This window comes from Maritimimonas rapanae, assembly GCF_057837205.1.
The window spans coordinates 20,993-47,529 of the sequence record NZ_JBYQFI010000002.1; the positions used below are offsets into that span (position 1 = coordinate 20,993).

Genomic DNA, 26,537 nt, shown 5'->3' on the forward strand with positions numbered 1-26,537 from the left:
AAATAGAATTTTGAATAAAGAGCAACTAATACATGCAGAATTAAACCATCTTTTTAGGGAAGAATCCGGAAGGATGGTTTCTGTTTTAACCAAGGTTTTTGGCACTGAAAATTATCAACTAGCAGAAGATGTTGTTCAAGATGCACTTATAAAGGCTTTAGAAACCTGGAAGTTTAAAGGATTACCAGATAACCCAAAAGCATGGCTGTATAGAGTTGCTAAAAACAAAGCCATTGATCTTATTAGAAAGAAAAAACATACCAATTATTTTGATTTTTCTGATGCTGAAAGAATGCTCCTTACATCTGAATATACCTTGTCTACTACTATGGAAAACTACTGGCAAGAAGATAATATTAAAGATGATTTTTTAGGAATGATGTATGCTTGTTGCCACCCTAAAATTTCGCAAGAAGGTCAATCAGCATTTATCTTAAAATCATTGTGCGGATTTAGTACAAAGGAAATTGCAAAGGCTTATATCTGTTCTGAGGATACAATTTCTAAAAGGATTTACCGTGCCAAAGAATTTTTTAGAAAAGAAAAGATAAAACCGGCTATTCCTTCTGAAAGTGAACTCGAAACTAAAACTGTTGCTGTATTAAACACAATTTATATGATCTTTAATGAAGGTTATAATGCTACCAATTCTAAAGACCTTATACGTGAAGATTTGATACGACAAGCTATTTCTCTCTGCAATTCAATGCTTGAAAATGAAAAAACCAAAATCTCACAAGTTTATGCATTAATGGCATTGATGCATTATCATGCTGCTAGGTCTGAAGGGAGACTTACGAATGATGGAGCTATAATTACTCTGTCAAAACAAGACCGCTCGAAATGGGATCAAGACATCATTAAACTGGCAAATGAATACCTACTAAAATCTTCTAGTACAGAAAAACTAAGCCAATATCATGTAGAAGCTGCTATTGCCAGAGAGCATTGTAAAGCAAAAGCTTTTAACGATACCAATTGGGAAGCTATATTGGGTTACTACGACATCTTATTGAAATTTGGCAATGATCCGATTATCGCACTTAATAGAAGTTCTATTATTCTACAAGTAAAAGGCCCTGAACAAGCTTTAAAAGAATTACAGAAAATTAAAAACGAAAAGCTAGAAAGTTATTATTTATTCCATGCTATTAGGGGTGAAATCTACCAGCAGCTAGGTAAAAAAAGACAAGCAATAGATTCATTTAATGATGCAAAAGCATTAACCCATTCTAGGCAAGAACAAACTTTATTAGAAGGGAAAATTGCCGTTTTACAGAATTAGTTAAATCGATATTCTAAACTCAAGCTGAATATTGAATTTCTTCGTTTATCTCCAGATTCATAAGGCAGTAAGTTATTTTTCTCTAATCGATTAAATCCATAGTTATAACGAACTCCAACGCCTAAGTTTTTAGTAAAATAATATCCGAACCCTAGATTAGCTCCAAAATTAAATTCGCTTGCACTTTCTTTTTCTTCTGTAACACCAAAACTATCTCTCAAAAACACAACTTGTTCTCCACTTATAGAAAAAATATAATCAAGTTGAGGTCCAATTTCGATTGAAAAATTATCACCTAGAAAGTATTTAAACATTATTGGTAAAATTAATGTTGATTCATTTAATTTTACTTCTTTTAATTCTCTAAATAAGACATCAGGGTCCTGAGGTAAAACCACGGTTATTGAGTTCAAATTATATTTTGTTCCTTGCAAACTATAAAGTAACTCAGGTTGTAGATATAGTCTATCAGCTAATTCAATTCTTGCAAATCCACCTAATTGAAAACCTAATTTATACTTATAATCAAATGGGCTATTAAAATTTTCAGTAAATGCTGCTAAATTGGCTCCTCCTTTAACTCCAAATGTAACTTCTTGAGCAGCAGTAAATTGAAAACAGGTAATAGTAACTATTAATAGCAATATTTTTTTCATAATTGATTTTTGGTTTAAAGAACAAATAAACCAAATTCGAGTCAAAGAAAAAAATAGCAATTATGGCTTATACTTTAGTGGTAAATGCACCACTTTTTTAGTTTCAAAAAAGTCTTCCTTAAAATAATCTGGTAAATTGTAAAGTGTAGCTTTTGGGAAATTAGCTAACTCTTCTGAGAGGTCGCCTCCTTTTAAGTAGAGAATACCATTTGCCAATTGATGATTTTGCTTTTTAGCAATTTTCTTCCTTGTCCACTTTACAAAATCATTCATATTAGTAACGGCGCGACTCACTATAAAATTGAATTCTCCTTTTACTTTTTCTGCTCTTAAATGTCCTGCTTTTACATTTTTTAATCCTAAAGAAGAAGCAACTTCATTTACCACTTTTATTTTTTTACCGATAGAATCAACTAAGCAAAATTTAGTTTCTGGAAATAGAATTGCCAAAGGTATACCAGGGAAGCCTCCACCCGTACCAACATCTAAAATTCTAGAACCAGGCATAAACGCTTGCACTTTTGCTATACCTAAAGAATGCAAAACATGTCTTAAATAGAGTTCGTCTATATCCTTGCGAGAAATAACATTAATCTGAGCATTCCAATATTTATATAACTCTTCTAACTTAGAAAATTGGTGAAGCTGTTCATCAGATAGATCAGTAAAATAGGTAGAAATCAATTCCATAATAATGATTGCAAAACTACATTATCTTGTTAAAAATTTAATAATTTATATCTTTAAACATTTAAGAAACCAAAAATGGTGTAATTTCGCACCATATTAAAGACAACAACTCAACATGTCAAATAACATATCTGTAAAATTCTCACGAATAGACTCAGCCAAGTTTTTTAAAACTTTAAACAAACGCATCAACAATTACTTTAAAGAAAAGAAAATTAAAAAAACAGGTAACTGGAAATTGTATTTAAAAACAATTGTAATGTTTACGCTGTTATTTGCTCCGTTTGTTTTATTACTTACGCTAGAACTACCAACTTGGATACAAATAGTATTTATGATAATTATTGGTATTGGTATTGCTGGAGTTGGTATGAATGTAATGCACGATGCTAATCATGAATCTTTTTCGAGTAAAAAATGGTTGAATAGATTGATGGGTAGTAGTATTCATATACTTGCTGGAAATGATTATAACTGGAAAGTGCAACATAATGTGTTACACCACACCTATACTAATATACAAGGGCATGATGAAGATATTGATGCTGGTAGGGTAATTCGTTTTTCTAGACATGCTAAATGGCATTCGATGCATCGATATCAGCAGTACTATTCAATTTTTCTTTACGGATTATTAACCATAAATTGGGCTATTACGACCGATTTTAAGCAAACTTATTTATACTTAAAGCGTAAATTGTCTTATGGTAAAATGCCAAGTCCTGCTACACAATGGACTAAGTTGATTATCGGTAAAATAGTTTACTATTCTCTGTGGGTCGTACTTCCTTTGGTTATGGGCTATACATGGTGGCAAGTGTTAATAGGCTTTTTTATTATGCATTATACTGCGGGCGTAATTTTAAGTGTCGTTTTTCAATTAGCGCATGTTATGCCAAACACAGAAATGCCTTTGCCAGATAAAGAAGGTAATATGAAAAATACCTGGGCTATTCATCAGTTATTTACAACTGCTAATTTTGCTCCTAAAAATAAAATTGTAGGATGGTTTACAGGTGGGTTAAATAGACAGATTGAGCATCATCTGTTCTCTCATATAAGTCATGTTCATTATAAAGATCTTGCAAAAATTGTTAAAAAAACAGCTTTAGAGTTTAATTTACCTTATAACGAGTATCAAACTACTAGAGCTGCTATTATTTCTCATTTTCAACAATTAAAAGAGTTGGGTAAAAGACCAACTTTAGCTTAATGTAATTACACATTTCTTAATCTTTTGTTATTAACATAACATTGTATAACAAAAAACTAATTATTGAATACTTATTGTGCATTAATCTTTAATTTTGTGCTTTAACTATTTATGATGATTACTTTGCAACAACAACTCTCTGAACGCATTAACAACTTACCTGTTTCACAAACTTTGGCAATGGCAGCTAAAGCACGAGAATTAAAAGCTGAAGGTAAAGATATTATTAGTTTAAGCTTAGGTGAACCTGACTTCAACACGCCAGAATTTATTAAGGATGCCGCCAAACAAGCTATAGATGATAATTACAATTCTTACACGCCCGTAAATGGTTATTTAGAATTGCGAGAAGCCGTTTGTGAAAAGTTTAAAAGAGATAATGGTTTAAGTTATAATGAAAGTCAGATTGTAGTTTCTACTGGAGCTAAACAATCTATTGCAAATGTTGCAATGGTGTTATTGAATCCCGGAGATGAAGTTTTATTACCCGCGCCTTATTGGGTAAGTTATTCTGCAATTGCAACCTTGGCTGAAGCTAAATTTATAGAAATACCATCATCAATAGAAACTGATTTTAAGATTACACCAGAGCAATTGGAAGAAACCATCACGCCAAAAACCAAGATGATCTTTTTTAACTCACCGAATAACCCTAGTGGCTCTACATATACAGAAAGTGAATACAGAGCTTTAGCGGCAGTTTTAGAAAAGCATCCAAATATCTATATTTTATCGGATGAGATTTATGAGCATATCAATTATAGTGAACCTACTTTTAGTTTTGCAAAAATTGAAAGTATGTACGATAGAACTATTACAGTAAATGGCGTTGCCAAAGCATTTGCGATGACAGGATGGAGAATAGGATATATTGGTGCACCAGCTTGGATTGCTAAAGCATGTACTAAAATGCAAGGTCAGATTACCTCAGGAGCAAATTGTATTGCACAAAGAGCTACAATAACTGCTCTTGAAGCACCTGTTTCTAAGATTCAATACATGGTAGATGAGTTTAAACAAAGAAGAGATTTAGTACTTAATATGCTAGATGAAATAGATGGTATGTCTGCCAATATACCAAGTGGTGCATTTTATGTTTTTCCTGATGTTTCTTCATTTTTTGGAAAAACAATAGATGGTTATGCTATTAATAATGCTACTGATTTTTCATTATTTCTTTTGGGAAAAGCGAATGTAGCTACTGTAACAGGTGATGCCTTTGGCGCACCAAATAATATTAGAATATCTTACGCAGCATCAGAAAAAGAATTGAAAGAAGCCTTTAAGCGAATTAAACGCGTTCTTAGTTAATGAGTTTTAAAAAGACATTTCCTACGCTTTGGGCAAGTTTTGATGCCAATAAACATATGCGTCATTCAGCTTATAATGATTTTGCTGCAGAGTGTAGAGTTCGTTTTTTTAATGAAAGAGGCTTTAGTATAAATCGTTGGGAAAAAGAAGGCTTTGGTCCTATTCTATTTAGTGAAGAAACTAAATTTCTAAAAGAAATTAAATTAGGTGAAGATATTACTGTTGAATTATTTCTTGAAGGACTTTCTGCAAAAGCCGAACGATTTAAATTCTATCATAAAATTTTTAGACAAGATGGCGAGCTTGCTGCTGAATTAAGAGTTTATGGAGCTTGGTTAGACACAAAAAAGCGTAAATTAACTGTGCCTCCTACAGATATGTTAACTTGTTTTCAAACATTAGAGAAAACAGATAATTATCAGGAAATTCTTATTGGATCGAAATCTTAATTTGATGAAGAAAGCTATAGCATATCCAGTAATTATCCTTTTAGTTGCTGTAATACTATATTTAATTAGCCCTTCTTCAAAAGAGGAACAACTTCCTACCAACACCAATAAAGAAATTACGAAATCAAGCCAATTTAATTATTTACCAACTTCAACTACGAATCAGGTTATTAAACATGAACATTATACTTTATCCTATAATGAAAAACATGAACAAGCCGAATGGGTAGCCTACGAATTAAAAAAGGAACATATCTCTTATACTAATAGAAAGAGGCCTTTATTTGAACTCGACACAAAAGTAAAAACGAAATCTGCACATTGGGGTAATTATAAAAATTCTGGCTACAGCAAAGGACATTTAATGCCAGCTGGGGATCGCAAATTTTCTAAAGATGCATATATAGAGACTTTTTTAACCTCGAATGTTTCTCCTCAAAAATATGATTTCAATGCGGGTATTTGGAATCGCTTAGAGCAAAAAGTCCGTTACTGGGTGAGTAAAGAAAGAAGTTTATATGTAGTAACCGGGGGAATACTTACTAAAGACTTAAAAACTATTGGTAGAGAAAAAGTAAGTATACCAAAGTATTTTTACAAAATATTATTAGATAATACTAAACCAGAAATTAAAGTCATTGCTTTTTTAGTACCTCATGAAGAATCAAACAACCCTTTGTACAAATTTGTTGTTTCTACAGATGAAATTGAAGAATTAACGGGTATCGATTTCTTTCCTAGCTTAACAGATGGTTTAGAAAATAAACTTGAAAAAAGTTCTGATTATAAGAATTGGAGTTTCTAATGTACTTCAATACTTGTTTTTAGAATATTAAGAAGTTTATCTAATTCTTTATTTTGATTTGTAAATAATAAAAAAGCCATTAAAGGCAACATAGTTGCACCATTAATAACTACTAGACTAGATTTTTTAAATATTCTTTTCATATTAGTGATTTTACATTTACTAAACAACTCATCATTTAAAATTCCTACTAAAATTAGGAGTCATTCATTTAAAAGATTAGTAGATATACCCATTTCGCCATACATTAAACAATCATTGACTAATTGATTATCAATGTGTTGAAAATATTGAATTTAGATTTATTTTATATCTTGTTGTCTTATTAACCAATTAAACTCTATACATTATGTTCTCAAAATCAAATTTACTAGCTACCCTTGCTGGGTTTATAGTTTGTTTTTTTCTAGGCTATTTAATTTACGGAATTCTTACCCATGATTTTTTTGCAAGTCATGCGCTAACTGATGGTGTTATGAAAGAAGAAGGAGATATGTTATATATAGCCTTAGGCTGCCTAATTCAAGCCTTTATTATGGCAACATTGTACTCTAAATGGGCTCGAGGTGTCCACAGTTTAAAAGAAGGATTTGAATTTGGTGCTCTCGTTGGAATTTTTGTGGGATTTGGTATAGGGTTATTAAACTATGGTGTTATGAACCTGTCTGACCTAACAGGTCATTTAGCTGATGGAGTTATTAGCGTTATCTTTTTTGGGTTAATCGGAATGGCTATCGCCTTTGCTTATAAAGCAACCTCGCAAAAAGAAGCTTAAGTAGGTTTCACTTTATAAAAAAAGCCATTGATGGTAACATAGTTGTCCTTTTTATAACGACTAAACTGGATTTTTATACTTACAAAACAATTTTAAGCATAAAATTCTTACTTAATTTATTAGCAATCTATATGGGCTTAATCAAGTAATTTATTTTAAAAATCATTTTCAATAGATTTTCAATAGACTAGAAACATTGATTTTAGATATATTTCATATCTTGCTGGTTATTAACCAACTAATTTTTACATTATGTTTTCTAAAACTAATATTATTGCAACAGTTGTAAATGCCATTTGGGCATTTATGGGAGGTTATTTGCTTTGGGGTATTATTGCCGATCCTTATTTATCTACTCAAACTCGTACTCCAGGTATTATGAGAGATGCGCCAGATTTTATGTGGTTAGCTATAGGCTGTCTTATTATGGCTTTTGCTTTTTCTACAATCTATTCTAAATGGGCAAGGGGTGCACATAGCATTACACAAGGACTACAATTCGGAATGTGGATTGGTATTTTAAAAGGTTTAGGTAGCGGAATAATAGATTATTCTACTGGAAATATTTTAGGGCTAAAAGGCACAATTGCCAATGCTATAGTTTACATAGTGTTCTTCGCAGTTATGGGTGCTTTAGCGAGTCTGGTATATAGTAAAGTTAACTCGTCTGAAGAGTAAAAACTAGAATTTTAAAACAAAAAAAGCCGCTCAAATGAGCGGCTTTTTTATCAGATAAACTTTTTAAAGCATTTCAACTTTACCAGTATGTAAACTATAAACGCCTCCAACAACTTTCAACTCACCATTATCTTCCATTTCTTTTATTATTGGGCTTCTTTCACGAATTCTTTCCATTGTTAAAAGAACGTTATTTGCTACGGTTTTAGCGACAAACTCTTTATTAGATGAGTTTAATTCACCATCAACTTCGTCAGAAGATTTTTTTACTGCAGGCAAAATATTACCTAACATAGAAGTAATATTACCTAATTCTACGCCATCGCATGCAGCCTTAACGGCGCCACAAGCTTCATGACCTAATACAAATACCAATTTACTGCCAGCTACTTTACATGAATATTCTATACTTCCCAAAATATCAGTATTCTCAAAGTTACCTGCTACTCGTGCTACAAACACGTCTCCAATGGCTTGATCGAAAACTGTCTCTACAGGTACTCGTGAATCAATACATGATAATACAACAGCTTTTGGGTTTTGACCACCAGTAGTTTGACTTATTAATGCCGCGTTATCATTAGTATTCATAGATCCGTTAACAAAACGATTGTTACCTTCTAATAAATCACTTAATACACTAGAAGGTGTCATTGCACCTTGCATTTCTTTTGTTATTGCTATATTTTTTGTTGCCATAATTTTTTATGTTAATTTTTTTGAACCATTTAAATTTTGCTTAATCCAATCTACACATTCATCAAAAGTTTCGAAAATGTGCTCATTAGGTATAAAATCTGGAATAATGTCAATTCGTTCCATCATATATTTTGGCTGTGGTAATAATCCTACAAAGAGAGCTTCTACTTCTTTCTTTTTAAGATCTTGAAGCATGTCTTCCATAGCATACAATCCAGACTGATCCATATACTGCATCCTATCTAAACGTATAATTGCAGTTTTTGCAGCATCAGGGATTTGTTGGGCTAATGCTTGAAAATCGCTAGTTGAACCAAAAAACAAAGGTCCTTTAATATGCTTTATAAATACCTTCTCTTTATATTCATCAGGGAAATCTTCTTCATCTTTCCAATACTTTTCCTTTTTCAAGGTTTTTACATCTGAACGTTCTGCAGTAAGATCACCAATCTTTTTCATAAACATTAAAGAGGCAATCACTAAACCTATACCAACTGCATATACTAGATTCCAGAATGTAGAAAGGATTAACACTACCAACATTACAACCACTTCTGTACTAAACTTAAATGGCCCTAGCTTACCATCTTTTGGCAATACTGGTATAGCACGTAATCCTTTATAATCCATCACACCAATACCAACCGTAATTAGAATTCCAGCTAAAACTGCTGCAGGTATTTTAGACGCTATAGGTGCTAAAGCTAAAAGTATAACAAGTAACATAATTCCTGCTATCATACCAGAAAGTCTAGTTTTACCTCCAGAATTAATATTTACAACTGTTCTTATTGTAGCTCCTGCTCCAGGTATTCCGCCAAAAAGTGCTGCAATACTATTACCAATACCTTGTCCTACTAATTCTTTATTTGGTTGGTGTTTTGTCTTTGTCATATTATCAGCCACAACTGATGTTAATAACGAATCAATAGCTCCTAATAAAGCTAATGTTAATGCAGTAAAAATATATGGTGTAATAGAACTTAAACTAAAATTTGTGAAAATATCCATTCTAGGTATTGGTAAGCCCTGAGGTATCTCTTCGATAGGTCGATAATTTAAGCCAAAGCCAATAGCTATGGCTGTCATTACAACCAAAGCAACCAAAGTGCTTGGCACAGCAGTAGTTATTCTCTTAAAACCATAAATAATTATAATAGTGCCTAAAGCTAATAGGACTTCTAACCAACTAATGTTTTTTAAAGCCCTTGGTAAAACTTTAAAAGCACCCATTACACCAGAGGCATCTTTTGCTGCTAGTGTCTGAGATTCTTTTAAGATATCTGCTTGAGTAATTTTCTCAGCTCTTCCGATCGTTTCTTTAAAATCTTCAAGAACCAATATACCTTCTCCAGCTTCTTCTTTTAAGATGTTTTCTAAAATTACCTCTTCAGCTTGAGCTTTATACTGGTTTACGTATTCTGCATCTTCTTTAGGATAATAACCCAAACTCGGTAATATCTGTGTTACCAATATAATAACCCCAATAGCCGTCATAAAACCAGAAACTACTGGGTAAGGAATATAACGAATATACTTACCAAGACCAATTGCGCCAAGGCCAATTTGCATTAATCCTGCTAATAAAAACACTGTTAAAATTGCTGGTAAAGCTTTATTAACATCACCGTCATTTGCGGCAATAATAGCAGCAATAACTACCATACTTACGGCAGTCATAGGTGCGGTTGGTCCGGAAATTTGTGTGTTTGTACCACCAAAAAGAGCAGCGAAAAAACTAATAAAAATTGCACCGTATAAACCAGCACTTGGACCTAAACCAGATGAAACACCAAATGCCAATGCTAATGGTAGTGCAACGATTCCTGCAGTGATACCACCAAAGGCATCACCTCTTATGTTTGAAAATAAATTTTTCATTTAAATAAATTCTGAATGATTAAACTAAAACTAATTTTTATATAAAATAAAAAAATTAGATCAGTTCTGGAGGTGGGTAAATATTTTCGTTATGCAATTCTGAAAATGAATGCATATAAAAATATTGATTCTTCTTTTTATAAGAATCTAGCAAGGAATTAGAAGGCTCTTCTAGTTCTAAAAATTTTATTTCAAAATCTTTAACTATTTCACTCTCTTTGCTTTCTTCTTCGGTAATATCTAAAATTACAATTACTTCTTCACAATCATCAACAATATGAAGAATTGAAGGAGCACAAATAAGCAATATAAAAATTGCGGAGAAAAAAAGTGAAATAAACTTTCTAAACACTTAGGCTTGATTTTTAGAAAAGCAAATATACCATTTACCTATCATATGAATATTAAAATATTCTTAAATAATAAGAACCATTGTAAAATGGATTTTTAGTATATTGAACAAAGTAAATCATAATTAGTATGAAATCAATTTTCTCTTTTTTCACCCTTGCTGTATTGGCTTCTAATATACTCACAGCGCAATCTATATCTAAGAAAACACAAATTCTTGATAAATTCATTATCGAAGGTATTTCTAAATGGAAACCACCTGGGTTGGCTGTAACTGTGGTGAAAGATGGTGATGTTATTTTTAATAAAAGCTATGGTGTCACTAATATAAATACAAATCAAAAAGTCGATTCAAATACTCTATTTGGTTGCATGTCCACTACAAAAGCTTTTGTGGCCGCTGGCCTAGCTATGTTAGTTGATGATGGAAAGCTTGGTTGGGATGATAAAGTTATTGACCATTTACCTCAATTTCGACTTAAAGATCCTTATATAACACGAGAGCTTACTATTAGAGATTTATTAACACATCGCTCTGGATTAGATAATACAGATTACCTCTGGTCATTAAATACTATAAGTGGTGATAGTGCGATTTATAAACTAAGAGATATCGATTTATCTTATTCGCTACGATCGAGTTTTATTTATCAAAATTTAATGTACCATACTGCGGGAAAAGTAATTGAAGTTATAAGTGAGCAATCTTGGGGTGAATTTTTAGACAAGAGAATCTTTACGCCTTTAAAAATGGAAAATACTTATGCTTTATTAAGTGAAATCCAAAATATTGAAAACAAAGCTGATGCCCATTACGAAATTGATGGAAAAATTACCCGAATAGAACAGATAAATGCTGATAATATAGGCGCGGCTGGCTCTATGTCAGCTTCAATTACAGATATGAGTAAATGGATACAATTCTTATTAAATGAAGGTCGAATAAATAACGATACATTAATTAAACCTAAAACATTTACCGAATTGTTCAAACCGCAACAAATTATTCCGACAGACCAATTCTATCCTACGCAAAAGATAACTAAACCCAATTGGATTACTTATGGTTTAGGTTGGTTTCAACACGACTACAAAGGTAAAATGATTCAATTTCACACAGGTAGTCTTCCTGGCTTGGTAGCTATAGCTGGAATGATTCCTGAAGATGAAATTGGTGTGTATGTGATGGGAAATTTAGATCACGTAGAATTAAGGCATGCCATTATGTATGCTGTTTTTGATCTATTTATCGAAGGAAAACTATCAAAAAACTGGAGCGATGAATTTTACGCTTTGTACCATCCTGACAAAACTGAAAAACCTAAAGTAAAACCTATTGAAGGTACATCACCCTCATTTTCATCTAAAGATATAGTTGGTAAATATTCTAACGATCATTTTGGCTGGGTAAAAATCTTCAATCAAGATGACAGTCTTAAATTCAATATAAACAATACTGTGTTTGGTAACCTCAAACACTGGCATTATAACACTTACAAAGGTATTCATAACGAAAAATATTGGAACAATACCTTTTTCAATTTCAGATTAGGTAATAATGGTAAATTGAGTTATATAGAATTGTATGGTGAAGATTTTTATAAAGAATAGGGTCTTCTATTAAGAAAATTTGGTAAAACTTATAGTAAACAAAAAACTCTCAATCTTTTTTGAGAGTTTTGTGCGGCTGAAGGGAGTCGAACCCCCACACCTTTCGGCACCAGATCCTAAGTCTGGCGTGTCTACCAATTCCACCACAGCCGCAGAATTGTGGGTGCAAATATAATCAATCTAGCTAAATAGCAAAGAAGCCCATCCATATTTTTATTACTTTTGAATTCGTCTAATTTTAACTTCATGAATACTATAAAATCTTATATAGATCAGCATAAAGATCGTTTTTTAAACGAGTTAATAGAATTACTTAGAATTCCATCAATAAGTGCAGATTCTGCATATAAAAAAGATGTAATTGCTACTTCTGAAGCAATTAAAAATTCTTTAAAAAAAGCTGGTTGCGACATTGTAGAAATTTGCGAGACTCCAGGGTATCCTATCGTATACGGAGAAAAAATTATTGATGAAAGATTACCAACGATTTTAGTATATGGACATTATGATGTTCAACCACCCGATCCTATAGATTTATGGGACTCTCCACCCTTTGAACCAGTAATTAAAAATACGGATAAACATCCTAAAGGAGCAATTTTTGCTCGTGGTGCTTGTGATGATAAAGGGCAACTTTATATGCATGTAAAAGCATTGGAATACATGACTTCTGAAGGAAAATTACCTTGTAATGTAAAATTTATGATTGAAGGTGAAGAAGAAGTTGGCTCTGAGAGCTTAGCATGGTTTGTTCCTAGAAATAAAGAAAAATTAGCCAACGATGTCATTCTTATTTCTGATACTGGAATGATCGCTAATGACATTCCATCTATTACTACTGGTTTACGAGGTTTAAGCTATGTAGAAGTAGAAGTCACTGGACCTAATCGTGATCTACACTCAGGTTTATATGGCGGTGCAGTTGCTAACCCAATTAATGTATTAACAAAAATGATTGCGTCACTGCATGACAATAATAATCAGATAACTATTCCTGGGTTTTATGATAAAGTTGAAAATCTTTCCGCCGAAGAGCGTGCAGAAATGGCTAAAGCACCATTCTCTTTAGAGGCTTATAAATCTACCTTAGATATCGACGATATTTATGGCGAAAAAGGTTATACTACAAACGAACGAAATTCTATTCGTCCAACATTAGATGTAAATGGTATTTGGGGTGGCTATACAGGTGAAGGTGCAAAAACGGTTATTGCAAGTAAAGCTTATGCGAAAATATCGATGCGATTGGTACCTAATCAAGATTGGGAAGAGATTACGCAATTATTCAAAACACATTTCGAAAGCATTGCCCCAAAAGGTGTAAAAGTTGAAGTGAATCCACATCATGGTGGGCAAGGTTACGTTACACCAATAAATAGTATTGGATATCAGGCAGCTAGTAAAGCTTATGCAGAAACTTTTGGCAAAACTCCTATTCCGCAGCGTAGTGGCGGAAGTATCCCTATTGTATCATTATTTGAAAAAGAGCTTAAAAGTAAAACTATTTTAATGGGATTTGGGTTAGATAGTGATGCTATTCATTCACCAAATGAGCATTTTGGCATTTGGAATTACCTAAAAGGTATAGAAACTATTCCTTGGTTTTATAAGTATTTTACGGAATTAAAATCTTAATTAACCTATAAACTATCTAAAGAATTAAAATAACCTAGTTCGTCATTTTTCTTTCTTAAAGATTTATGTTCTAGATGATTTTTTAGTGACTTCTTATTTTTTGTTGCAAATCTACTTAGTGTAGATAATTTAAATAATTCGGCCTTTAAATTCTTATAGTCTAATTCTGACATTTGTAGTATTTGTTTTTGTGATTGTATAGTAATAACAATTTAAAGGTTCGGATTCCTACCATATATATAAAAAGTGATTCTGCTAATTCTCTAACCGACAATTAATTATTAATTAAAGTAACAACTTCACTTGTTTCACGTCTTACTTGTATCAACCAAATTATACTACTATGACCTCAGCTAGAAAAATAGCTCATACCGCAGGATTCTTCTATTTACTACTAACAATTTTCGGCGTAATAAGCATTATAATAGTTCCATCACAAATAATTGATTGGAATAGCGCTTCTGAAACATGGATTAAAATTAGTAGTACTGACAAAAAATATTTCTTTAACCTTTTTAATGGCGAAGAATTACTCTTTGTTGGGGTAGCTTCTGGTGTTATTTGCTATACAGCTTATATTTTCTTAGCAGTTTGGCTTTATAAATTATTTAAAAACATCTCTAAGTTAGCAGCTACAGTTCTTGTAATTTTTGTATTTGCAAGTATTCCTTTCGCTTTTTCGGCACTAACGCATTTGGCAGAAATTATCGCTTTAGCAAATGGTGGAGATCATTTAACCTCTTTAACCGATCAAGAATTAGCAACAAAGGCATTCTTATCATTAAAAGCATATGGCACTGGTCTTACTTTAGCTGAAATATTTTGGGGTTTATGGTTATTTCCGTTTGGATATTTAGTTTTCAAGTCAGGGTTTCTACCAAAGGTACTCGGTGTTGCACTTATGTTAGGTTGTTTTTATTATTTGATGGAAGTTCTGCGCTTTTTCATAATGCCAAATATTAATGAAAATATTCTGTATGAAATCCTTTCCTATGCTGCAATGATTGGCGAGATGGGTACTATGTTGTGGCTACTTATAGTTGGAACTAGGTGGATAGAGTGGAAAAGCAAATTGTTCAGCAAATAAAAAGTATTTAAATAAACATAATTTTAACTTTTTAAGCGTAACATTTCATCATTATTAGCGTTAAATTATAATATACTCCTTTTGTCATGATAAAAAACTTCTTTTGGATGTGCTCTGGCGCAGATCCCGACCTTCTTAACGATAGTCCAAAATCTGAACAAATTAAATATGCTGGTATTGGCGGTACTGTATTTTTTACAGCAGTGATGGCCTTTATTTCTGGTTCTTATGCTTTATTTACAGTTTTTGATAATGTTTATTTAGCGGTTGCTTTTGGTCTTATTTGGGGATTGCTGATTTTCAATCTTGATCGTTTTATAGTCTCTACTATTAAAAAACGTGATACTATTTGGAAGGAATTAATTCAGGCTTCACCAAGGATTATTTTGGCAGTTATTATTGCCATTGTAATTTCTAAACCTTTAGAGATGAAAATTTTTGAAAAGGAGATCAATCAGGTGCTACTGGAACAAAAGAATGAGTTAACCTTACAAAATCAGAATCAGATAGCTGAACAGTTTACACCAGAAATTGCAAGAATACAATCGGAGATTCTAGCTCTTAAAAATTCTGTTGATGCTAAAGAAAAAGAAGTAAATGACTTATATGAAACTTACATAGCTGAAGCGGAAGGTAGAAAAGGAACGATGCTATTAGGTAAAGGACCGGTCTATAAAGAGAAGCGAGAAAAACATGATGCTCTTTTACAAGAGTTACAACAATTAAAACAGGATAGTAAAACTGAAATTACAGAAAAGGAAGCTGCTATCATAACACTAAGAACCAAACAAGATTCTCAAGTAACTTCTAGTCAACCAATTATTGATGGTTTTGATGGGCTTATGGCTAGAATTAATGCTCTTGGTGAATTGGCATGGTTTCCATCATTTTTTATTTTACTACTCTTTTTAGCTATTGAGACGGCACCAGTTTTTGCTAAAGTAATGGCTCCAAAAGGGGCTTATGACCTAAAACTTGAAGAACAAGAAAATGCATTAGCTACTTGGGTTATACAACAAAAAAATCAGAGAGCTTCGTTATTAGGTACCGATACTGCTCTAAATGAAAAAGTATATTATGATGTGACCGAAGATCAAGAAGTGTATGATTATAAAAAACAAAAAGCAAAAGAATTGATAAGAAAACAATCAGATGCTTTTTATAAAAAACAAACAGATTTATTATAGTCAGTTCGAGTAAAATTGTTTCAATTTTGTATCTAGAACTGATAAATAGAACTTCTCGATACAATTTTCCAAAGAAAATCACTCGAAGTGACATTATAATTTTTTAACGTAGTCAGTAATAATTACTATTTGAGTAGCACCAACTTTCCCTTCAATATAGTTGGCATTTTCTCGATCTAAAGAAATTCTACGTACTGCTGTTCCTTGTTTGGCAACCATACTAGAACCTTTTACTCTTAGATCTTTTATTAGTACAACTGAGTCGCCTGTTTGTAAAATTGTTCCATTGCAATCTCTATGAATCACTTTCTCGCTTTCATCCAATCCTTCACCAGTAGCTTTAGCAAATTTTTGATCCTCCTCCTCCATGTACATCATATCTAGTAAATCTTGAGGCCACCCTTCAGATCGTAATCTAGATAACATTCTCCAAGCCACAACTTTTACAGCTCTTTGCTCACTCCACATGCTATCATTTAAACAGCGCCAATGGTTTGCATCCGTTTTTTCTGGGTTTTCAATTTGTTCTATACAAGTTACACAGACTAAAAGACTTCCATCTGCACCACCAGCAGAAATTGGTGGTACTACGTAGATATTTAAATCGGTTTTAGCTGAGCATAATTCACATTGTTTTCCACTTCTATCTTCTAAATCTTGTAATAATGACATCGTATAAATTTAGCTGCGCAAAAGTAATCTTTTAAATTTATCTGATTATTTTTATCGTATGAATCTAGAAAGTGATCGACTCATTATAAGAGATGCTAAAATAAGCGACGCTCCATTTTATTTTGAATTATTCAATGACCCTGATTGGAAACTATTTATTAGCGATAAAAACTTAAAAACAGTTGAAGAGACTAAAGTATATTTAAAGGACATTCTACTTAAAAATCATCAAACAGGTGGATTAGGTTTTTTTACTGTTATATTAAAAGAAACTAATCAACCAATAGGTACTTCTACCGCCTTGCAAAGAGATAAATTAGATTTTATCGATATTGGGTATGGTTTTTTGCCTAAAGGAAGAGGAAAGGGGTATGCTACAGAAGCTACTCAATTAATTATAGAATATGTTCGTGAAAAGTTTAAGCAAAAAAAAGTCTATGCTTTTACTATGCCAAAGAATAAAAGATCTCAAAAGTTATTAAAGAGTCTCAATTTTAAATATGTTGGTTTAAAAGCTGTATTTGAAGATGGTGAAGATGCAGTTTATGAATATACATTCTAAATTATTTTACTTCTAGCGATGTAAATTTAAACCTATTCCCATCAAACAATCCTTTATCAGATAGTTTTAATGACGGTATCACTAATAGCGCCATAAAAGATAAGGTCATATATGGAGCTCTTAGTTGACTACCCATGTTTTTTGCCATTGCATCTAATTCTGCATATGCTTTACCAATTATCTCGGCAGGCTGGTCACTCATAATACCAGCAACTGGCAAGGCTACAGTTTTTTCTTCTGAATCAGAAACTGCGCAAATACCTCCTTTATTTTCGATAAGAAGATTAACTGCTTTACAAATAGCTTCATCAGAAACACCAATAGCAATAATATTATGAGAATCATGCCCCACTGAGCTCGCTATAGCTCCTTCTTTTAACCCAAAGTTTTTGATAAAAGCTATTGATGGCTCAGTACTCTGATAACGATTCACCACCGTCATTTTTAGAACATCAGTTTCCGTATTCGAGATAAGGTTTCCTTCTTTAATTAAACTATCAATTTCTATTTCATTCGTAACTAATTCTCCATCTAGAGCTTCAATCACTCGAATCTTTTCTGAAGCAGAATGAAATTCAAAATCCGAAACACTTTTTAAACTAGTATTAAAATTATTCAACACTTCAAAATCAACAGATTTTACAAATGACTTTCCTTTTTCCGACACTAATTTACCATCAATATACGTTTGTAAAACGGCGAATTTTTTTAAGTCTTGTACAACAATAAAATCGGCGTCATCACCTTCTCGTAATAAGCCAACATCTAAATTATAATGTTCAACTGGGTTTATACAAGCAGCTTTTAATATTTTGAAAACATCTATTTCTTTAGCAACTGCTCTTTCACATAATTGATTGATGTGTCCTAAAAGTAAATCATCAGGATGTTTATCATCTGAACAAAACATCATGTTCTCATAATGTTCAGGTAGTAAATCTATTAAAGCTTCAAAGTTTTTAGCTGCACTACCCTCTCTAATGATTATCTTCATTCCTTTTTGCAACTTTTCTAACGCCTCATCGTAAGTAAAACACTCATGATCGGTTGAAATTCCAGCTGAAATATATTTTGTTACATCTTCGCCTCTGAGACCTGGTGCATGCCCATCAACTGGTTTATTATAGTTCTTAGCCCATACTATTTTTTGTAATACTTCTTTATCATCAAAAAGTACACCTGGGTAATTCATCATTTCTGCCAGGTATTTTATATCAGGGTTTTGCATCATTTTATTGATATCATCAGAATCAATAACAGCTCCAGCACTTTCAAAAGAGGTAGCTGGCACACAAGATGGTGCACCAAAATTGAATTTTAACGGCACTTTTTTTCCGTTATCAATCATAAATTCCACACCCTTTACTCCTAAGACATTAGCGATTTCATGAGGGTCGGAAACTGTTGCTACAGTACCATGAGTAACAGCAATTTTGGCAAATTCAGAAGGGACTAACATAGAGCTTTCTATATGAATGTGAGCATCAACAAAGCCAGGAAGAATATACTGTAGATTCGCATGATTAACTTCTTTGACTGAAAGAATCTTTCCGTTGGAAATTTCGATTTCTCCTTTAAAAATTTTACGTTTAAGAATATCTACAATGTTTCCTTGTACTAACATTAACTATAAGATTTAAAGCTAATTTACAAAGAATTGAAAGATGTATAACTCTAAAATTTAGAACTAAAAAAACCTTCTCTAGTTGAGAAGGTCTTTAATATATATTTGTTAGCGAATCTGCTATTTAATTCAAAATTGCAGCAATCGAAAAATCTCTCTCTTTAATGTGAATAGTTTCTTTTTCCTCTACTTGCGGTTTGATATTATCTAGAATGTTTTCTGCGAAAGCGTAATCAACTTTTCTAAAACGATCTGCTTTATAAGCATTATAACCACTACGCGGTGATTTGGTTTCTTTTAATACTAAACCTCCATCATAAGGATTAAAGCCAGCTACAGTATATAACTCATTCTTTGCGAGACCGCCTAAACGATACCATTTTCTTTTAGCATTTATACAAACTACTACTTCGCCTATTTTAAAATTATGATTCATAATATTTACTTATTTGGGTTTATCGTTTATAAAACAATCAAGCTTTAAAAACTCCTAACTCTTAAACTATTTTTTTTCTAAAGTATTGTAAAATAAAAGGAGAAAAGCAACCTGTAGATGTTTAGCTATAAAAAAAATTGTGACTTTTCTCCTTTCTCCCCTTAATTGTATAACTATTAATTAAACAGTTATGAATTTTATTAAAAAACTTACCTGACAAACATAGCTAGTTCGTCATACATAAGTCAATAGATAATTTGGTGATTTTTGAAATTCATGGTTTTTGGGGAGTTTTGCAATAATTTCTACAAATCACTTAAAAACCTAATATTTAGTACTTTAGAATTATCTTTTGCTATGATATCCTGTAAAAATAGTAATTGATTCTAAAGAAAATCTAAAGATTTAAAACGTACGATCTGGGTTAAACATATCTAAATTGAGAGAAGTCTTTTTCTCTGAAATGATTTCTGACACTAATTTACCTGTTGCTGTTGCCATACTCCAACCCATCATAGCATGGCCCGTTGCAATTGTTAAGTTCTTACATTTTTTAGATTTGCCAATATAAGGAAGTCCATCAGGAGAAACTGGGCGTAAACCACTTGTAGCAGCTTCTTTTTCTTCTTTTGTTAGTTTTATATCTGGGTAATATTTTTGAGTTGCATCTGCTATTGCCTCTACCCTAACTTTATTAATGCTATTATTAATACCCGCTATTTCCATGGTGCCAGCAAATCGCGTAAATCCGTTCATGGGTGTTATCGCAACTTTAGCTTCAGCTAAAATAGCAGGAATAGTTACATTATGGTCTCTAAAGGAATTAATACGATACCCTTTGCCAGCTTGTAATAATAACTTTAATCCTAGCCTCTTAACTAATAAAGGGGTCCAAGAACCAGCCGCTAATACAAACTCATCAGCGGTTAATGATTGTTTAGAAGTCTTCAAACTTATTATTTCTTTATTGTTAGTTATCAAATCTTCTACCTTTTCATTTGTTAGAATAGCTATCCCCTCTTTTTGAAGATATGCTTTCATATCTTCCATAAACTCATTTGGTGTAGTATGGGAATCGCATTTATAATAAGTAGCTCCTACGGCATCCATATTAGCATTTGGCTCTAATTTTTCAAGATCTTTTTTACCTAATGATGCTACATCTAAACCCTGCTTTTTAGCTAAATCAGCTACTTTAATTTCGGTTTCTAAGCCTTTCTCTGTTTTACAAAGCATTAGGAGGCCTTTTTTATCATAATGAAATCTAAAATTTTCAGTAGTTTTTATTTCATCGTATAACTTCTGACTTAAAACAGCAATATCTTTAATTATCGGAATAGATCTTTTAACATGCTTCGGGTTACAAGATCTATTAAATGCCCAGGTCCACTTTAAAAAATCAGCTTCTAATCGAGGTTTTATGAATAGCGGGCTTGAAGGGTTAAACATCCATTTTAATCCTTTTTTCATCACACCAGGAGCTGCTAGTGGAATAATATGACTTGGTGATAAATAACCAGCATTTACATAAGAAGCACCAGCATCCATATTAGACTGGTCAACAACGGTTACATGATGACCTTGTTTATGAAGATAATAAGCTGAACATAAGCCTATAATTCCTCCTCCAATTACAATAACTTTTTTACTCATACTCTAAATTACCTGAAAGCCATGCGCATAAGGATCATCTTCACCATCTATAACAATAGTATTATAACCATATACTTTTGCCCATCCTTTAATGCTTGGTATAATAGCTAATTTACCATTTATAGTTGTTTCTTCTTCTATGCTACCAATAAATTTACTACCAATATAACTTTCATGTATAAATTCTTCGCCTTTTTTAAGCTTCCCTTTAGCATATAATTGAGCCATTCTAGCAGAAGTACCTGTACCACAAGGTGAGCGGTCTATTGCTTTATCGCCATAAAAAACAGCATTTCTACCAGAGGATGTTGCATCAACTGGAGTTCCGGTCCATAACACATGGCTTACATCTCTTATCGTTTCATTTTCTGGATGGATAAACTTATTAGGATATTCTTGATTAATCCTTTTACGAACGATTTGAGAATACTGAATCAGTTTACTTGCAGTAAAATCTTGAACTCCCGAAAAATTATCCTGAGGGTCGACGATTGCATAAAAATTTCCGCCATAGGCAACATCGAAAATTAGCTCACCTAATTCAGGGCAATCTATGGTTAAATCTTCAGCAGCCAGATAACTTTTAACATTGGTTAATTTTACCCAATCTACTTTAACTCCTGTTTGTTGATATTCTATTTCTACCAATCCTGCTGGTGCTTCCATGCGTATTTTACCTGGCACTTTTGGTTTTATAAGCCGTTCTTCTATACCTATAGTAATTGTTCCAATAGTACCATGTCCACACATCGGCAAACAGCCAGAAGTTTCAATAAATAAAATGGCCAAATCATTTTCAGGGTCATGAGGCGGATACAAAAAGCTTCCACTCATCATATCATGGCCACGTGGTTCAAACATTAACCCTTTGCGAATCCAATCATATTCTTTTAAAAAATGTTGACGCTTTTCACTCATGTTCGCTCCATTTAACTTTGGAGCTCCTTCTTTAATTACACGAACAGGGTTTCCACAGGTATGGCCATCAATACATTTAAAAACACTACGAGGCATTCTTTATTCTATCTATATAATTATTGATTCGTTTTTCTAAAATGGAAAGTGTCACTGTACCTTGTTCTAAAATCACTTCATGAAATTCTCGGATATCGAATTTTGACTCTAATTCTGCTTCAGCTTTTTTACGTAATTCACGAATCTTTAATTCGCCTATTTTATAGGACAACGCCTGACCTGGCCATGAGATATAGCGATCGGTTTCTGTATTGATTTCATGTAATGATAATGCAGTATTCTTAGTCATAAAATCTACAACTTCATCACGCGTCCAGCCTTTAGCATGAATACCAGTATCGACTACTAATCTACAAGCTCGCCACATTTCATAAGTTAATTGACCAAATTTTTCATAGGGTGTGGTATACATACCCATTTCATCAGCTAAATACTCAGTATACAACCCCCAACCCTCACCGTAGGCTGATAAATAAAGGTTTTTTCTAAATTTAGGAATGCTATCACCTAACTCATTATTTAAAGATCCTTGTAAATGATGACCTGGCACAGCCTCATGTACAGTTAGGGCTGGTAAAGTATATAATGTTCTACTTGTTAAATTATAAGTATTCACCCAATAATATCCCGGATTTGTACTGTTTTTTTCAGTCCCCACATATCTACCTGCTGTATATTTTGGAGCAATTGCTTCAGGTACAGGAGCCACCCCATAAGGTTTTCTAGGCAAGGTCATAAAAAAACGTGGCAATTGTTCATCAGCTCTTTTTGCCATATCTCGAGCTATTTTCAACAATTCTTCAGCAGATTTTGGATAAAACTGCTCATCCGTTCGGAGAAATTTAAAAAAGTCTTCGAAGCTTCCTTCAAAATTAAGTTCGGTAATGATCTTTTCCATTTCAGCTTTTATGCGAGCTACTTCGTCTAAACCGATTTTATGAATATCGTCAGCAGTATATTGTTTACTGGTTGTATAGAAATTAATTCTATTCTGGTAATATTCCTTACCATTAGGAGTGTCAGAAGCACCTAATGTTTCTCTTGTCTTAGGATAATATTCGTTTTCAAAAAATTCTTTAATACGCTTAAATTGTGGAATTACTTTTTCTTCTATAATAACCTTAGCTGCACTTAAAACCGAATCTTTTTGTCCTTGGGTTAATGTTTGAGGTAAACCTCTGAAAGGAGAATAGAAATAGCTATCTTTAAAATTATCTACAATATGATCATTATAAGTTGACTCATATCCTTTAAAAATAACTAGTGGCTGTGATACACCTTTATCTAAACCTTCACGTAAATTCACAAAATGTTGATCTACAAAAGTTGGTAAGGCATTGAGCTTATTTAAGTATTCTTTTGTTTTTTCATAGTTAGCCAAAGGTCTAACCATATAATTTAAACTACTATGAAAGCCTGAGTCAGATAACAAAGGATTGAGATATCTTTCAAATTCATAAAAATCAATTATATCTTGTAGTCTAAACTTTAAAAGCTCTAAAGATATCTGCTCTGTTTCACTCAATCCATCAGAATTAATTTTTGAAAGCTCATCAAGTTTCGACTTAGCAAATTCAGCTTCAGCTTGATAATATTCTTTCGTTGGTAATCCTAAAGGATATTCTTTTTTATCATATCCTTCATGATCTTGGTAACTTTCAATGATGCTTTGAAGTTTCTTGCTATTTGATTCTTCCTTTTCACAGGCTAAGAGTAAAACAAATATGAAAATTACAAGAAAAAATTTTAAGTGATTCATAATTAAATTTTTGAATTAGTTTGTTTGCCATTTACTAATCTAGAAATATTTAAAGGGTTTTCATTTTTTAATTCATCTGGTAATAAATCATTAGGCCAGTCTTGATAGCTAAATGGGCGAACCCAACGTTTTATAGAATGAATTCCAACTGCAGTAAAACGGCTATCAGTCGAAGCCGGATATGGGCCGCCATGTAGCATAGATGGGCAAACCTCAACTCCAGTAGGCACACCATTAAAAATAATGCGTCCTACTCTATTTTTAAGTGCTTCTATAACTCCTGAATACTGTGAAGCTTCGTCATCATCAGCAATAATAGTTCCTGTAAGTTGGCCCTCTAATTGCGAAATAATGGTTTCTAGTTGTTGAACATCATTACATTGTACAACCATTGAAAAAGGGCCAAAAACTTCCTGATGTAGTGTTGTATTTTGCAAAAAGGTATTTCCTTCTACAGTAGTAATGGTTTGCCTCGCATAATTGTCTTGTACATCATTTTCATAATTAGCAACTACTTCTAATCCTGATTGAGAAATAGCATTCATCTTATTTTTTTCGTAAGCACCAATAATATTAGGATGCAGCATACAAGAAGGCTCTAGTATTATAATCTCTTCTGAAAGTTTAGAAATAAAATTATTTAACTCAGTACTTTTCACTCCCAATATAAGACCAGGGTTAGTACAAAATTGTCCAGTACCTAATGTAATTGATTTTGCATACGTTTTTGCTAAAGCATCTCCTCTATTACTCAAAGCATTTGGTAAAATAACAACAGGATTTATACTGCCCATTTCTGCAAAAACAGGTATTGGTTCTTTACGTTTAGAGGCTAAATCAAATAACGCTCTACCTCCTCGAATACTTCCTGTAAAACCAACAGCTTTTACTTCAGGATGCTGTACTAGCTGAACTCCAACTTCTATACCTGAACTGTTTAGATTTGAAAATACACCATTGGGCATTCCTGTTTTTTTAGCAGCTTTCACGATTGCCGAAGCTATTAACTCACCTGTACCTGCATGAATAGGATGTGATTTTACAATTACTGGACATCCGGCTGCTAATGCTGATGCTGTATCGCCGCCTGCTGTTGAGTAAGCTAACGGAAAATTACTGGCTCCAAAAACCACTACTGGCCCTAATGACACCATCATCTTACGTGCATCTGATTTTGGGATTGGTTCTCTTTCGGGAATAGCTGTATCTATTGTTGCTTCTACCCATGATCCCTCTTGCAGTAATTCAGCAAAAGAGCGTAATTGAAAAATAGTTCGGCCTCTTTCTCCTTTAGCTCGGCCTTCTGGCAAACCGGTTTCTGAGCGATACGTCTCAATTAGTTCATCATCTAGGTCTAGTATTTCATCAGCTACGGTATTTAAAAATGCCGCTTTTCTTTTACCAGATACCGTTCTAAATTCTTTGAATGTTTCTGAGGCTAACGCAACAGCTTCATTGATTTCATCCTCGGTAGCTTCGGTAAATTCATGTTCATTTTCAATATTTAACTGAGGGTTGAATGTTTTATACTTTCTATCTCCTTTAGCTGATAAATTATTTCCTATATAGTTCTTTCCGGTAATCATTTATAAATTTTTATAATCTGATAATATTGGTCTTTTTTTCAAACCTTCTTCGATAACATGTAATACATACTTACGCTCTTCTCCGTGTAACGGCAATCTCGGAGCACGAACATTTTCGGTCCCAATACCTGTAGCTACTTCTGCCAATTTTATATTCTGTACTAATTTAGGATTAATATCTAACTCTAGCAATGGCAAAAACCATCGATATATATCTAGGGCTTCTTGAATTCTTCCTGCTTTTTGTAATTCATAAATAGCTACCGTTTCTGCTGGAAAAGCGCATACCAGACCTGCTATCCAACCATCGGCTCCCATGAGTAAGCTTTCTAAAGCCAAGGTGTCGACGCCAGTCATAATCTTTAAGCGATCACCAAATCGATTTTTAATTCTCGTTACATTTGAAATATCTCGAGTTGACTCTTTAACTGCTTCAATATTATTACATTTTAGTAACTCATCAAACATATCTAAAGTTACCTCTACTTTGTAGTCAACAGGATTGTTATACACCATAATTGGCAAAGAAGTATTATTAGCTACTGCCTTAAAATACTCAACGGTCTCTCGATCGCCAGCTTTATAACGCATAGGTGGTAACATCATTAATCCTTTGGCTCCATCTTCTTCAGCCTTATGAGCCGCTTCTATGGCACCTTTAGTAGTTTGCTCTGCTATATTTATTAAGACTGGCACATTTTCTTTAACAATATCTACCGTTGTTCTAGTCAATGCTCTTTTTTCATCATCACTCAAAGTACTAGCTTCTCCTAGCGTTCCCCCAAGGACGATACCATGAACTCCTGCATTTAATTGTGCATTTATATTTACCGCAAACATCTTTAAATCTAAGGTGTCATCGTTATTAAATTTGGTTGTAACAGCTGGCATTACGCCTTTCCATTCTATACTCATTTTTTAAATTTTTATTACTCCAAAACTAACAAGCCTTATCTG

At 32.9% G+C, this 26,537-nt stretch carries 27 protein-coding genes and 1 tRNA gene; 12 read left to right on the plus strand and 16 right to left on the minus strand.

The features are described from left to right. Window positions 1–10: 10 nt before the first annotated feature. Window positions 11–1,285 carry an RNA polymerase sigma factor gene (locus AC3IF2_RS10085; RefSeq protein ID WP_489166977.1) on the plus strand — a complete coding sequence of 425 codons (1,275 nt, stop codon included), beginning with the start codon at window positions 11–13 and terminating at the stop codon, window positions 1,283–1,285. On the opposite strand, the gene AC3IF2_RS10090 is transcribed toward AC3IF2_RS10085, so the two are convergent. After that, window positions 1,282–1,941 (minus strand): porin family protein, encoded by a 660-nt coding sequence (locus AC3IF2_RS10090; RefSeq protein ID WP_489166978.1) that lies wholly within the window; start codon window positions 1,939–1,941, stop codon window positions 1,282–1,284. The genes AC3IF2_RS10085 and AC3IF2_RS10090 overlap by 4 nt on opposite strands. A 60-nt stretch (window positions 1,942–2,001) precedes the next feature. Beyond that, window positions 2,002–2,631, minus strand: coding sequence for a 16S rRNA (guanine(527)-N(7))-methyltransferase RsmG (gene rsmG / locus AC3IF2_RS10095; RefSeq protein ID WP_489166979.1), 630 nt, complete (start codon window positions 2,629–2,631; stop codon window positions 2,002–2,004). Between the two features lie 115 nt (window positions 2,632–2,746). On the opposite strand from rsmG, the gene AC3IF2_RS10100 reads away from it, so the two are divergent. The 4 genes from AC3IF2_RS10100 (at window position 2,747) to AC3IF2_RS10115 (ending at window position 6,409) form a co-directional block, all read left to right on the plus strand. Continuing rightward, a complete protein-coding gene (locus AC3IF2_RS10100) occupies window positions 2,747–3,844 on the plus strand; it encodes a fatty acid desaturase family protein (RefSeq protein ID WP_489166980.1) in 1,098 nt (365 codons plus the stop codon). 111 nt (window positions 3,845–3,955) lie between these two features. Beyond that, window positions 3,956–5,155, plus strand: a complete 1,200-nt coding sequence (locus tag AC3IF2_RS10105; protein WP_489166982.1) for a pyridoxal phosphate-dependent aminotransferase — start codon at window positions 3,956–3,958, stop codon at window positions 5,153–5,155. Next, entirely contained in the window at window positions 5,155–5,604 is a 450-nt protein-coding gene (locus tag AC3IF2_RS10110; protein ID WP_489166984.1) for an acyl-CoA thioesterase, read from the plus strand. Before AC3IF2_RS10105 ends, AC3IF2_RS10110 begins: the two co-directional genes overlap by 1 nt. Window positions 5,605–5,608: 4 nt before the next feature. Further along, window positions 5,609–6,409 (plus strand): DNA/RNA non-specific endonuclease, encoded by an 801-nt coding sequence (locus AC3IF2_RS10115; RefSeq protein ID WP_489166985.1) that lies wholly within the window; start codon window positions 5,609–5,611, stop codon window positions 6,407–6,409. Here AC3IF2_RS10115 and AC3IF2_RS10120 read toward each other — a convergent pair. After that, a complete protein-coding gene (locus tag AC3IF2_RS10120) occupies window positions 6,406–6,552 on the minus strand; it encodes a hypothetical protein (protein WP_489166986.1) in 147 nt (48 codons plus the stop codon). The two genes, AC3IF2_RS10115 and AC3IF2_RS10120, sit on opposite strands and share 4 nt — an antisense overlap. 206 nt (window positions 6,553–6,758) lie before the next feature. Here AC3IF2_RS10120 and AC3IF2_RS10125 point away from each other — a divergent pair, with 206 nt between their 5' ends. Next, entirely contained in the window at window positions 6,759–7,184 is a 426-nt protein-coding gene (locus tag AC3IF2_RS10125; RefSeq protein WP_489166987.1) for a hypothetical protein, read from the plus strand. Between the two features lie 252 nt (window positions 7,185–7,436). Next, the gene (locus AC3IF2_RS10130) at window positions 7,437–7,862 is read left to right on the plus strand and encodes a hypothetical protein (RefSeq protein WP_489166989.1); all 426 of its coding nucleotides are present in this window, start codon (window positions 7,437–7,439) and stop codon (window positions 7,860–7,862) included. 63 nt (window positions 7,863–7,925) lie between these two features. On the opposite strand, the gene AC3IF2_RS10135 is transcribed toward AC3IF2_RS10130, so the two are convergent. The 3 genes from AC3IF2_RS10135 to AC3IF2_RS10145 are packed head-to-tail and all read right to left on the minus strand — an operon-like array spanning window position 7,926 to window position 10,794. Next, window positions 7,926–8,561 carry a carbonic anhydrase family protein gene (locus AC3IF2_RS10135; RefSeq protein ID WP_489166991.1) on the minus strand — a complete coding sequence of 212 codons (636 nt, stop codon included), beginning with the start codon at window positions 8,559–8,561 and terminating at the stop codon, window positions 7,926–7,928. Between the two features lie 6 nt (window positions 8,562–8,567). After that, window positions 8,568–10,442, minus strand: coding sequence for a SulP family inorganic anion transporter (locus AC3IF2_RS10140; RefSeq protein WP_489166993.1), 1,875 nt, complete (start codon window positions 10,440–10,442; stop codon window positions 8,568–8,570). 55 nt (window positions 10,443–10,497) lie between these two features. Then, window positions 10,498–10,794, minus strand: a complete 297-nt coding sequence (locus tag AC3IF2_RS10145) for a hypothetical protein (RefSeq protein ID WP_489166995.1) — start codon at window positions 10,792–10,794, stop codon at window positions 10,498–10,500. 128 nt (window positions 10,795–10,922) lie between these two features. Between AC3IF2_RS10145 and AC3IF2_RS10150 the strand changes: the two genes are divergently transcribed. After that, entirely contained in the window at window positions 10,923–12,404 is a 1,482-nt protein-coding gene (locus tag AC3IF2_RS10150; RefSeq protein ID WP_489166996.1) for a serine hydrolase, read from the plus strand. Between the two features lie 71 nt (window positions 12,405–12,475). On the opposite strand, the gene AC3IF2_RS10155 is transcribed toward AC3IF2_RS10150, so the two are convergent. Continuing rightward, a tRNA-Leu gene (locus AC3IF2_RS10155) sits at window positions 12,476–12,557 on the minus strand. Between the two features lie 93 nt (window positions 12,558–12,650). On the opposite strand from AC3IF2_RS10155, the gene AC3IF2_RS10160 reads away from it, so the two are divergent. Then, window positions 12,651–14,039, plus strand: coding sequence for a dipeptidase (locus tag AC3IF2_RS10160; protein ID WP_489166998.1), 1,389 nt, complete (start codon window positions 12,651–12,653; stop codon window positions 14,037–14,039). Window positions 14,040–14,044: 5 nt separating this feature from the next. On the opposite strand, the gene AC3IF2_RS10165 is transcribed toward AC3IF2_RS10160, so the two are convergent. Beyond that, window positions 14,045–14,212 carry a hypothetical protein gene (locus AC3IF2_RS10165; protein ID WP_489166999.1) on the minus strand — a complete coding sequence of 56 codons (168 nt, stop codon included), beginning with the start codon at window positions 14,210–14,212 and terminating at the stop codon, window positions 14,045–14,047. 170 nt (window positions 14,213–14,382) lie between these two features. Here AC3IF2_RS10165 and AC3IF2_RS10170 point away from each other — a divergent pair, with 170 nt between their 5' ends. Next, window positions 14,383–15,126 carry a DUF4386 domain-containing protein gene (locus tag AC3IF2_RS10170; protein WP_489167001.1) on the plus strand — a complete coding sequence of 248 codons (744 nt, stop codon included), beginning with the start codon at window positions 14,383–14,385 and terminating at the stop codon, window positions 15,124–15,126. Between the two features lie 86 nt (window positions 15,127–15,212). Further along, window positions 15,213–16,313 (plus strand): DUF4407 domain-containing protein, encoded by a 1,101-nt coding sequence (locus tag AC3IF2_RS10175; protein ID WP_489167003.1) that lies wholly within the window; start codon window positions 15,213–15,215, stop codon window positions 16,311–16,313. Between the two features lie 93 nt (window positions 16,314–16,406). Here AC3IF2_RS10175 and AC3IF2_RS10180 read toward each other — a convergent pair whose 3' ends face one another. Next, complete coding sequence (locus AC3IF2_RS10180; protein ID WP_489167005.1) at window positions 16,407–16,985, minus strand: PhnA domain-containing protein; 579 nt, start codon at window positions 16,983–16,985, stop codon at window positions 16,407–16,409. 58 nt (window positions 16,986–17,043) lie between these two features. On the opposite strand from AC3IF2_RS10180, the gene AC3IF2_RS10185 reads away from it, so the two are divergent. After that, window positions 17,044–17,547 (plus strand): GNAT family N-acetyltransferase, encoded by a 504-nt coding sequence (locus tag AC3IF2_RS10185; RefSeq protein WP_489167006.1) that lies wholly within the window; start codon window positions 17,044–17,046, stop codon window positions 17,545–17,547. A 1-nt stretch (window position 17,548) separates the two neighbouring features. Here AC3IF2_RS10185 and ade read toward each other — a convergent pair whose 3' ends face one another. The 7 genes from ade to AC3IF2_RS10220 all read right to left on the minus strand — a co-directional run bounded on the left by ade (window position 17,549) and on the right by AC3IF2_RS10220 (window position 26,495). Next, entirely contained in the window at window positions 17,549–19,171 is a 1,623-nt protein-coding gene (gene ade, locus AC3IF2_RS10190; protein ID WP_489167007.1) for an adenine deaminase, read from the minus strand. A 124-nt stretch (window positions 19,172–19,295) separates the two neighbouring features. After that, the gene (locus AC3IF2_RS10195; RefSeq protein ID WP_489167008.1) at window positions 19,296–19,607 is read right to left on the minus strand and encodes a hypothetical protein; all 312 of its coding nucleotides are present in this window, start codon (window positions 19,605–19,607) and stop codon (window positions 19,296–19,298) included. Window positions 19,608–20,012: 405 nt separating this feature from the next. Continuing rightward, complete coding sequence (locus AC3IF2_RS10200; protein WP_489167010.1) at window positions 20,013–21,260, minus strand: NAD(P)/FAD-dependent oxidoreductase; 1,248 nt, start codon at window positions 21,258–21,260, stop codon at window positions 20,013–20,015. Between the two features lie 3 nt (window positions 21,261–21,263). Then, window positions 21,264–22,274 carry a 4-hydroxyproline epimerase gene (locus AC3IF2_RS10205; protein WP_489167012.1) on the minus strand — a complete coding sequence of 337 codons (1,011 nt, stop codon included), beginning with the start codon at window positions 22,272–22,274 and terminating at the stop codon, window positions 21,264–21,266. After that, complete coding sequence (locus tag AC3IF2_RS10210; protein WP_489167013.1) at window positions 22,264–23,994, minus strand: DUF885 domain-containing protein; 1,731 nt, start codon at window positions 23,992–23,994, stop codon at window positions 22,264–22,266. Before AC3IF2_RS10210 ends, AC3IF2_RS10205 begins: the two co-directional genes overlap by 11 nt. A gap of 2 nt (window positions 23,995–23,996) precedes the next feature. Further along, on the minus strand, window positions 23,997–25,580 hold the full coding sequence (locus tag AC3IF2_RS10215) for an aldehyde dehydrogenase (NADP(+)) (RefSeq protein WP_489167014.1): 1,584 nt from the start codon (window positions 25,578–25,580) through the stop codon (window positions 23,997–23,999). Continuing rightward, window positions 25,581–26,495 (minus strand): dihydrodipicolinate synthase family protein, encoded by a 915-nt coding sequence (locus tag AC3IF2_RS10220; protein WP_489167016.1) that lies wholly within the window; start codon window positions 26,493–26,495, stop codon window positions 25,581–25,583. Between the last annotated feature and the right edge of the window lie 42 nt (window positions 26,496–26,537).

Bases quoted from the DNA above. Each gene is read 5' to 3' on its own strand.
- AC3IF2_RS10090 (WP_489166978.1), bottom strand. From the start codon at position 1,941: ATGAAAAAAATATTGCTATTAATAGTTACTATTACCTGTTTTCAATTT.
- rsmG (WP_489166979.1), bottom strand. From the start codon at position 2,631: ATGGAATTGATTTCTACCTATTTTACTGATCTATCTGATGAACAGCTT.
- AC3IF2_RS10100 (WP_489166980.1), top strand. From the start codon at position 2,747: ATGTCAAATAACATATCTGTAAAATTCTCACGAATAGACTCAGCCAAG.
- AC3IF2_RS10105 (WP_489166982.1), top strand. From the start codon at position 3,956: ATGATGATTACTTTGCAACAACAACTCTCTGAACGCATTAACAACTTA.
- AC3IF2_RS10110 (WP_489166984.1), top strand. From the start codon at position 5,155: ATGAGTTTTAAAAAGACATTTCCTACGCTTTGGGCAAGTTTTGATGCC.
- AC3IF2_RS10115 (WP_489166985.1), top strand. From the start codon at position 5,609: ATGAAGAAAGCTATAGCATATCCAGTAATTATCCTTTTAGTTGCTGTA.
- AC3IF2_RS10120 (WP_489166986.1), bottom strand. From the start codon at position 6,552: ATGAAAAGAATATTTAAAAAATCTAGTCTAGTAGTTATTAATGGTGCA.
- AC3IF2_RS10125 (WP_489166987.1), top strand. From the start codon at position 6,759: ATGTTCTCAAAATCAAATTTACTAGCTACCCTTGCTGGGTTTATAGTT.
- AC3IF2_RS10130 (WP_489166989.1), top strand. From the start codon at position 7,437: ATGTTTTCTAAAACTAATATTATTGCAACAGTTGTAAATGCCATTTGG.
- AC3IF2_RS10135 (WP_489166991.1), bottom strand. From the start codon at position 8,561: ATGGCAACAAAAAATATAGCAATAACAAAAGAAATGCAAGGTGCAATG.
- AC3IF2_RS10140 (WP_489166993.1), bottom strand. From the start codon at position 10,442: ATGAAAAATTTATTTTCAAACATAAGAGGTGATGCCTTTGGTGGTATC.
- AC3IF2_RS10150 (WP_489166996.1), top strand. From the start codon at position 10,923: ATGAAATCAATTTTCTCTTTTTTCACCCTTGCTGTATTGGCTTCTAAT.
- AC3IF2_RS10160 (WP_489166998.1), top strand. From the start codon at position 12,651: ATGAATACTATAAAATCTTATATAGATCAGCATAAAGATCGTTTTTTA.
- AC3IF2_RS10165 (WP_489166999.1), bottom strand. From the start codon at position 14,212: ATGTCAGAATTAGACTATAAGAATTTAAAGGCCGAATTATTTAAATTA.
- AC3IF2_RS10170 (WP_489167001.1), top strand. From the start codon at position 14,383: ATGACCTCAGCTAGAAAAATAGCTCATACCGCAGGATTCTTCTATTTA.
- AC3IF2_RS10175 (WP_489167003.1), top strand. From the start codon at position 15,213: ATGATAAAAAACTTCTTTTGGATGTGCTCTGGCGCAGATCCCGACCTT.
- AC3IF2_RS10180 (WP_489167005.1), bottom strand. From the start codon at position 16,985: ATGTCATTATTACAAGATTTAGAAGATAGAAGTGGAAAACAATGTGAA.
- AC3IF2_RS10185 (WP_489167006.1), top strand. From the start codon at position 17,044: ATGAATCTAGAAAGTGATCGACTCATTATAAGAGATGCTAAAATAAGC.
- ade (WP_489167007.1), bottom strand. From the start codon at position 19,171: ATGTTAGTACAAGGAAACATTGTAGATATTCTTAAACGTAAAATTTTT.
- AC3IF2_RS10195 (WP_489167008.1), bottom strand. From the start codon at position 19,607: ATGAATCATAATTTTAAAATAGGCGAAGTAGTAGTTTGTATAAATGCT.
- AC3IF2_RS10200 (WP_489167010.1), bottom strand. From the start codon at position 21,260: ATGAGTAAAAAAGTTATTGTAATTGGAGGAGGAATTATAGGCTTATGT.
- AC3IF2_RS10205 (WP_489167012.1), bottom strand. From the start codon at position 22,274: ATGCCTCGTAGTGTTTTTAAATGTATTGATGGCCATACCTGTGGAAAC.
- AC3IF2_RS10210 (WP_489167013.1), bottom strand. From the start codon at position 23,994: ATGAATCACTTAAAATTTTTTCTTGTAATTTTCATATTTGTTTTACTC.
- AC3IF2_RS10215 (WP_489167014.1), bottom strand. From the start codon at position 25,580: ATGATTACCGGAAAGAACTATATAGGAAATAATTTATCAGCTAAAGGA.
- AC3IF2_RS10220 (WP_489167016.1), bottom strand. From the start codon at position 26,495: ATGAGTATAGAATGGAAAGGCGTAATGCCAGCTGTTACAACCAAATTT.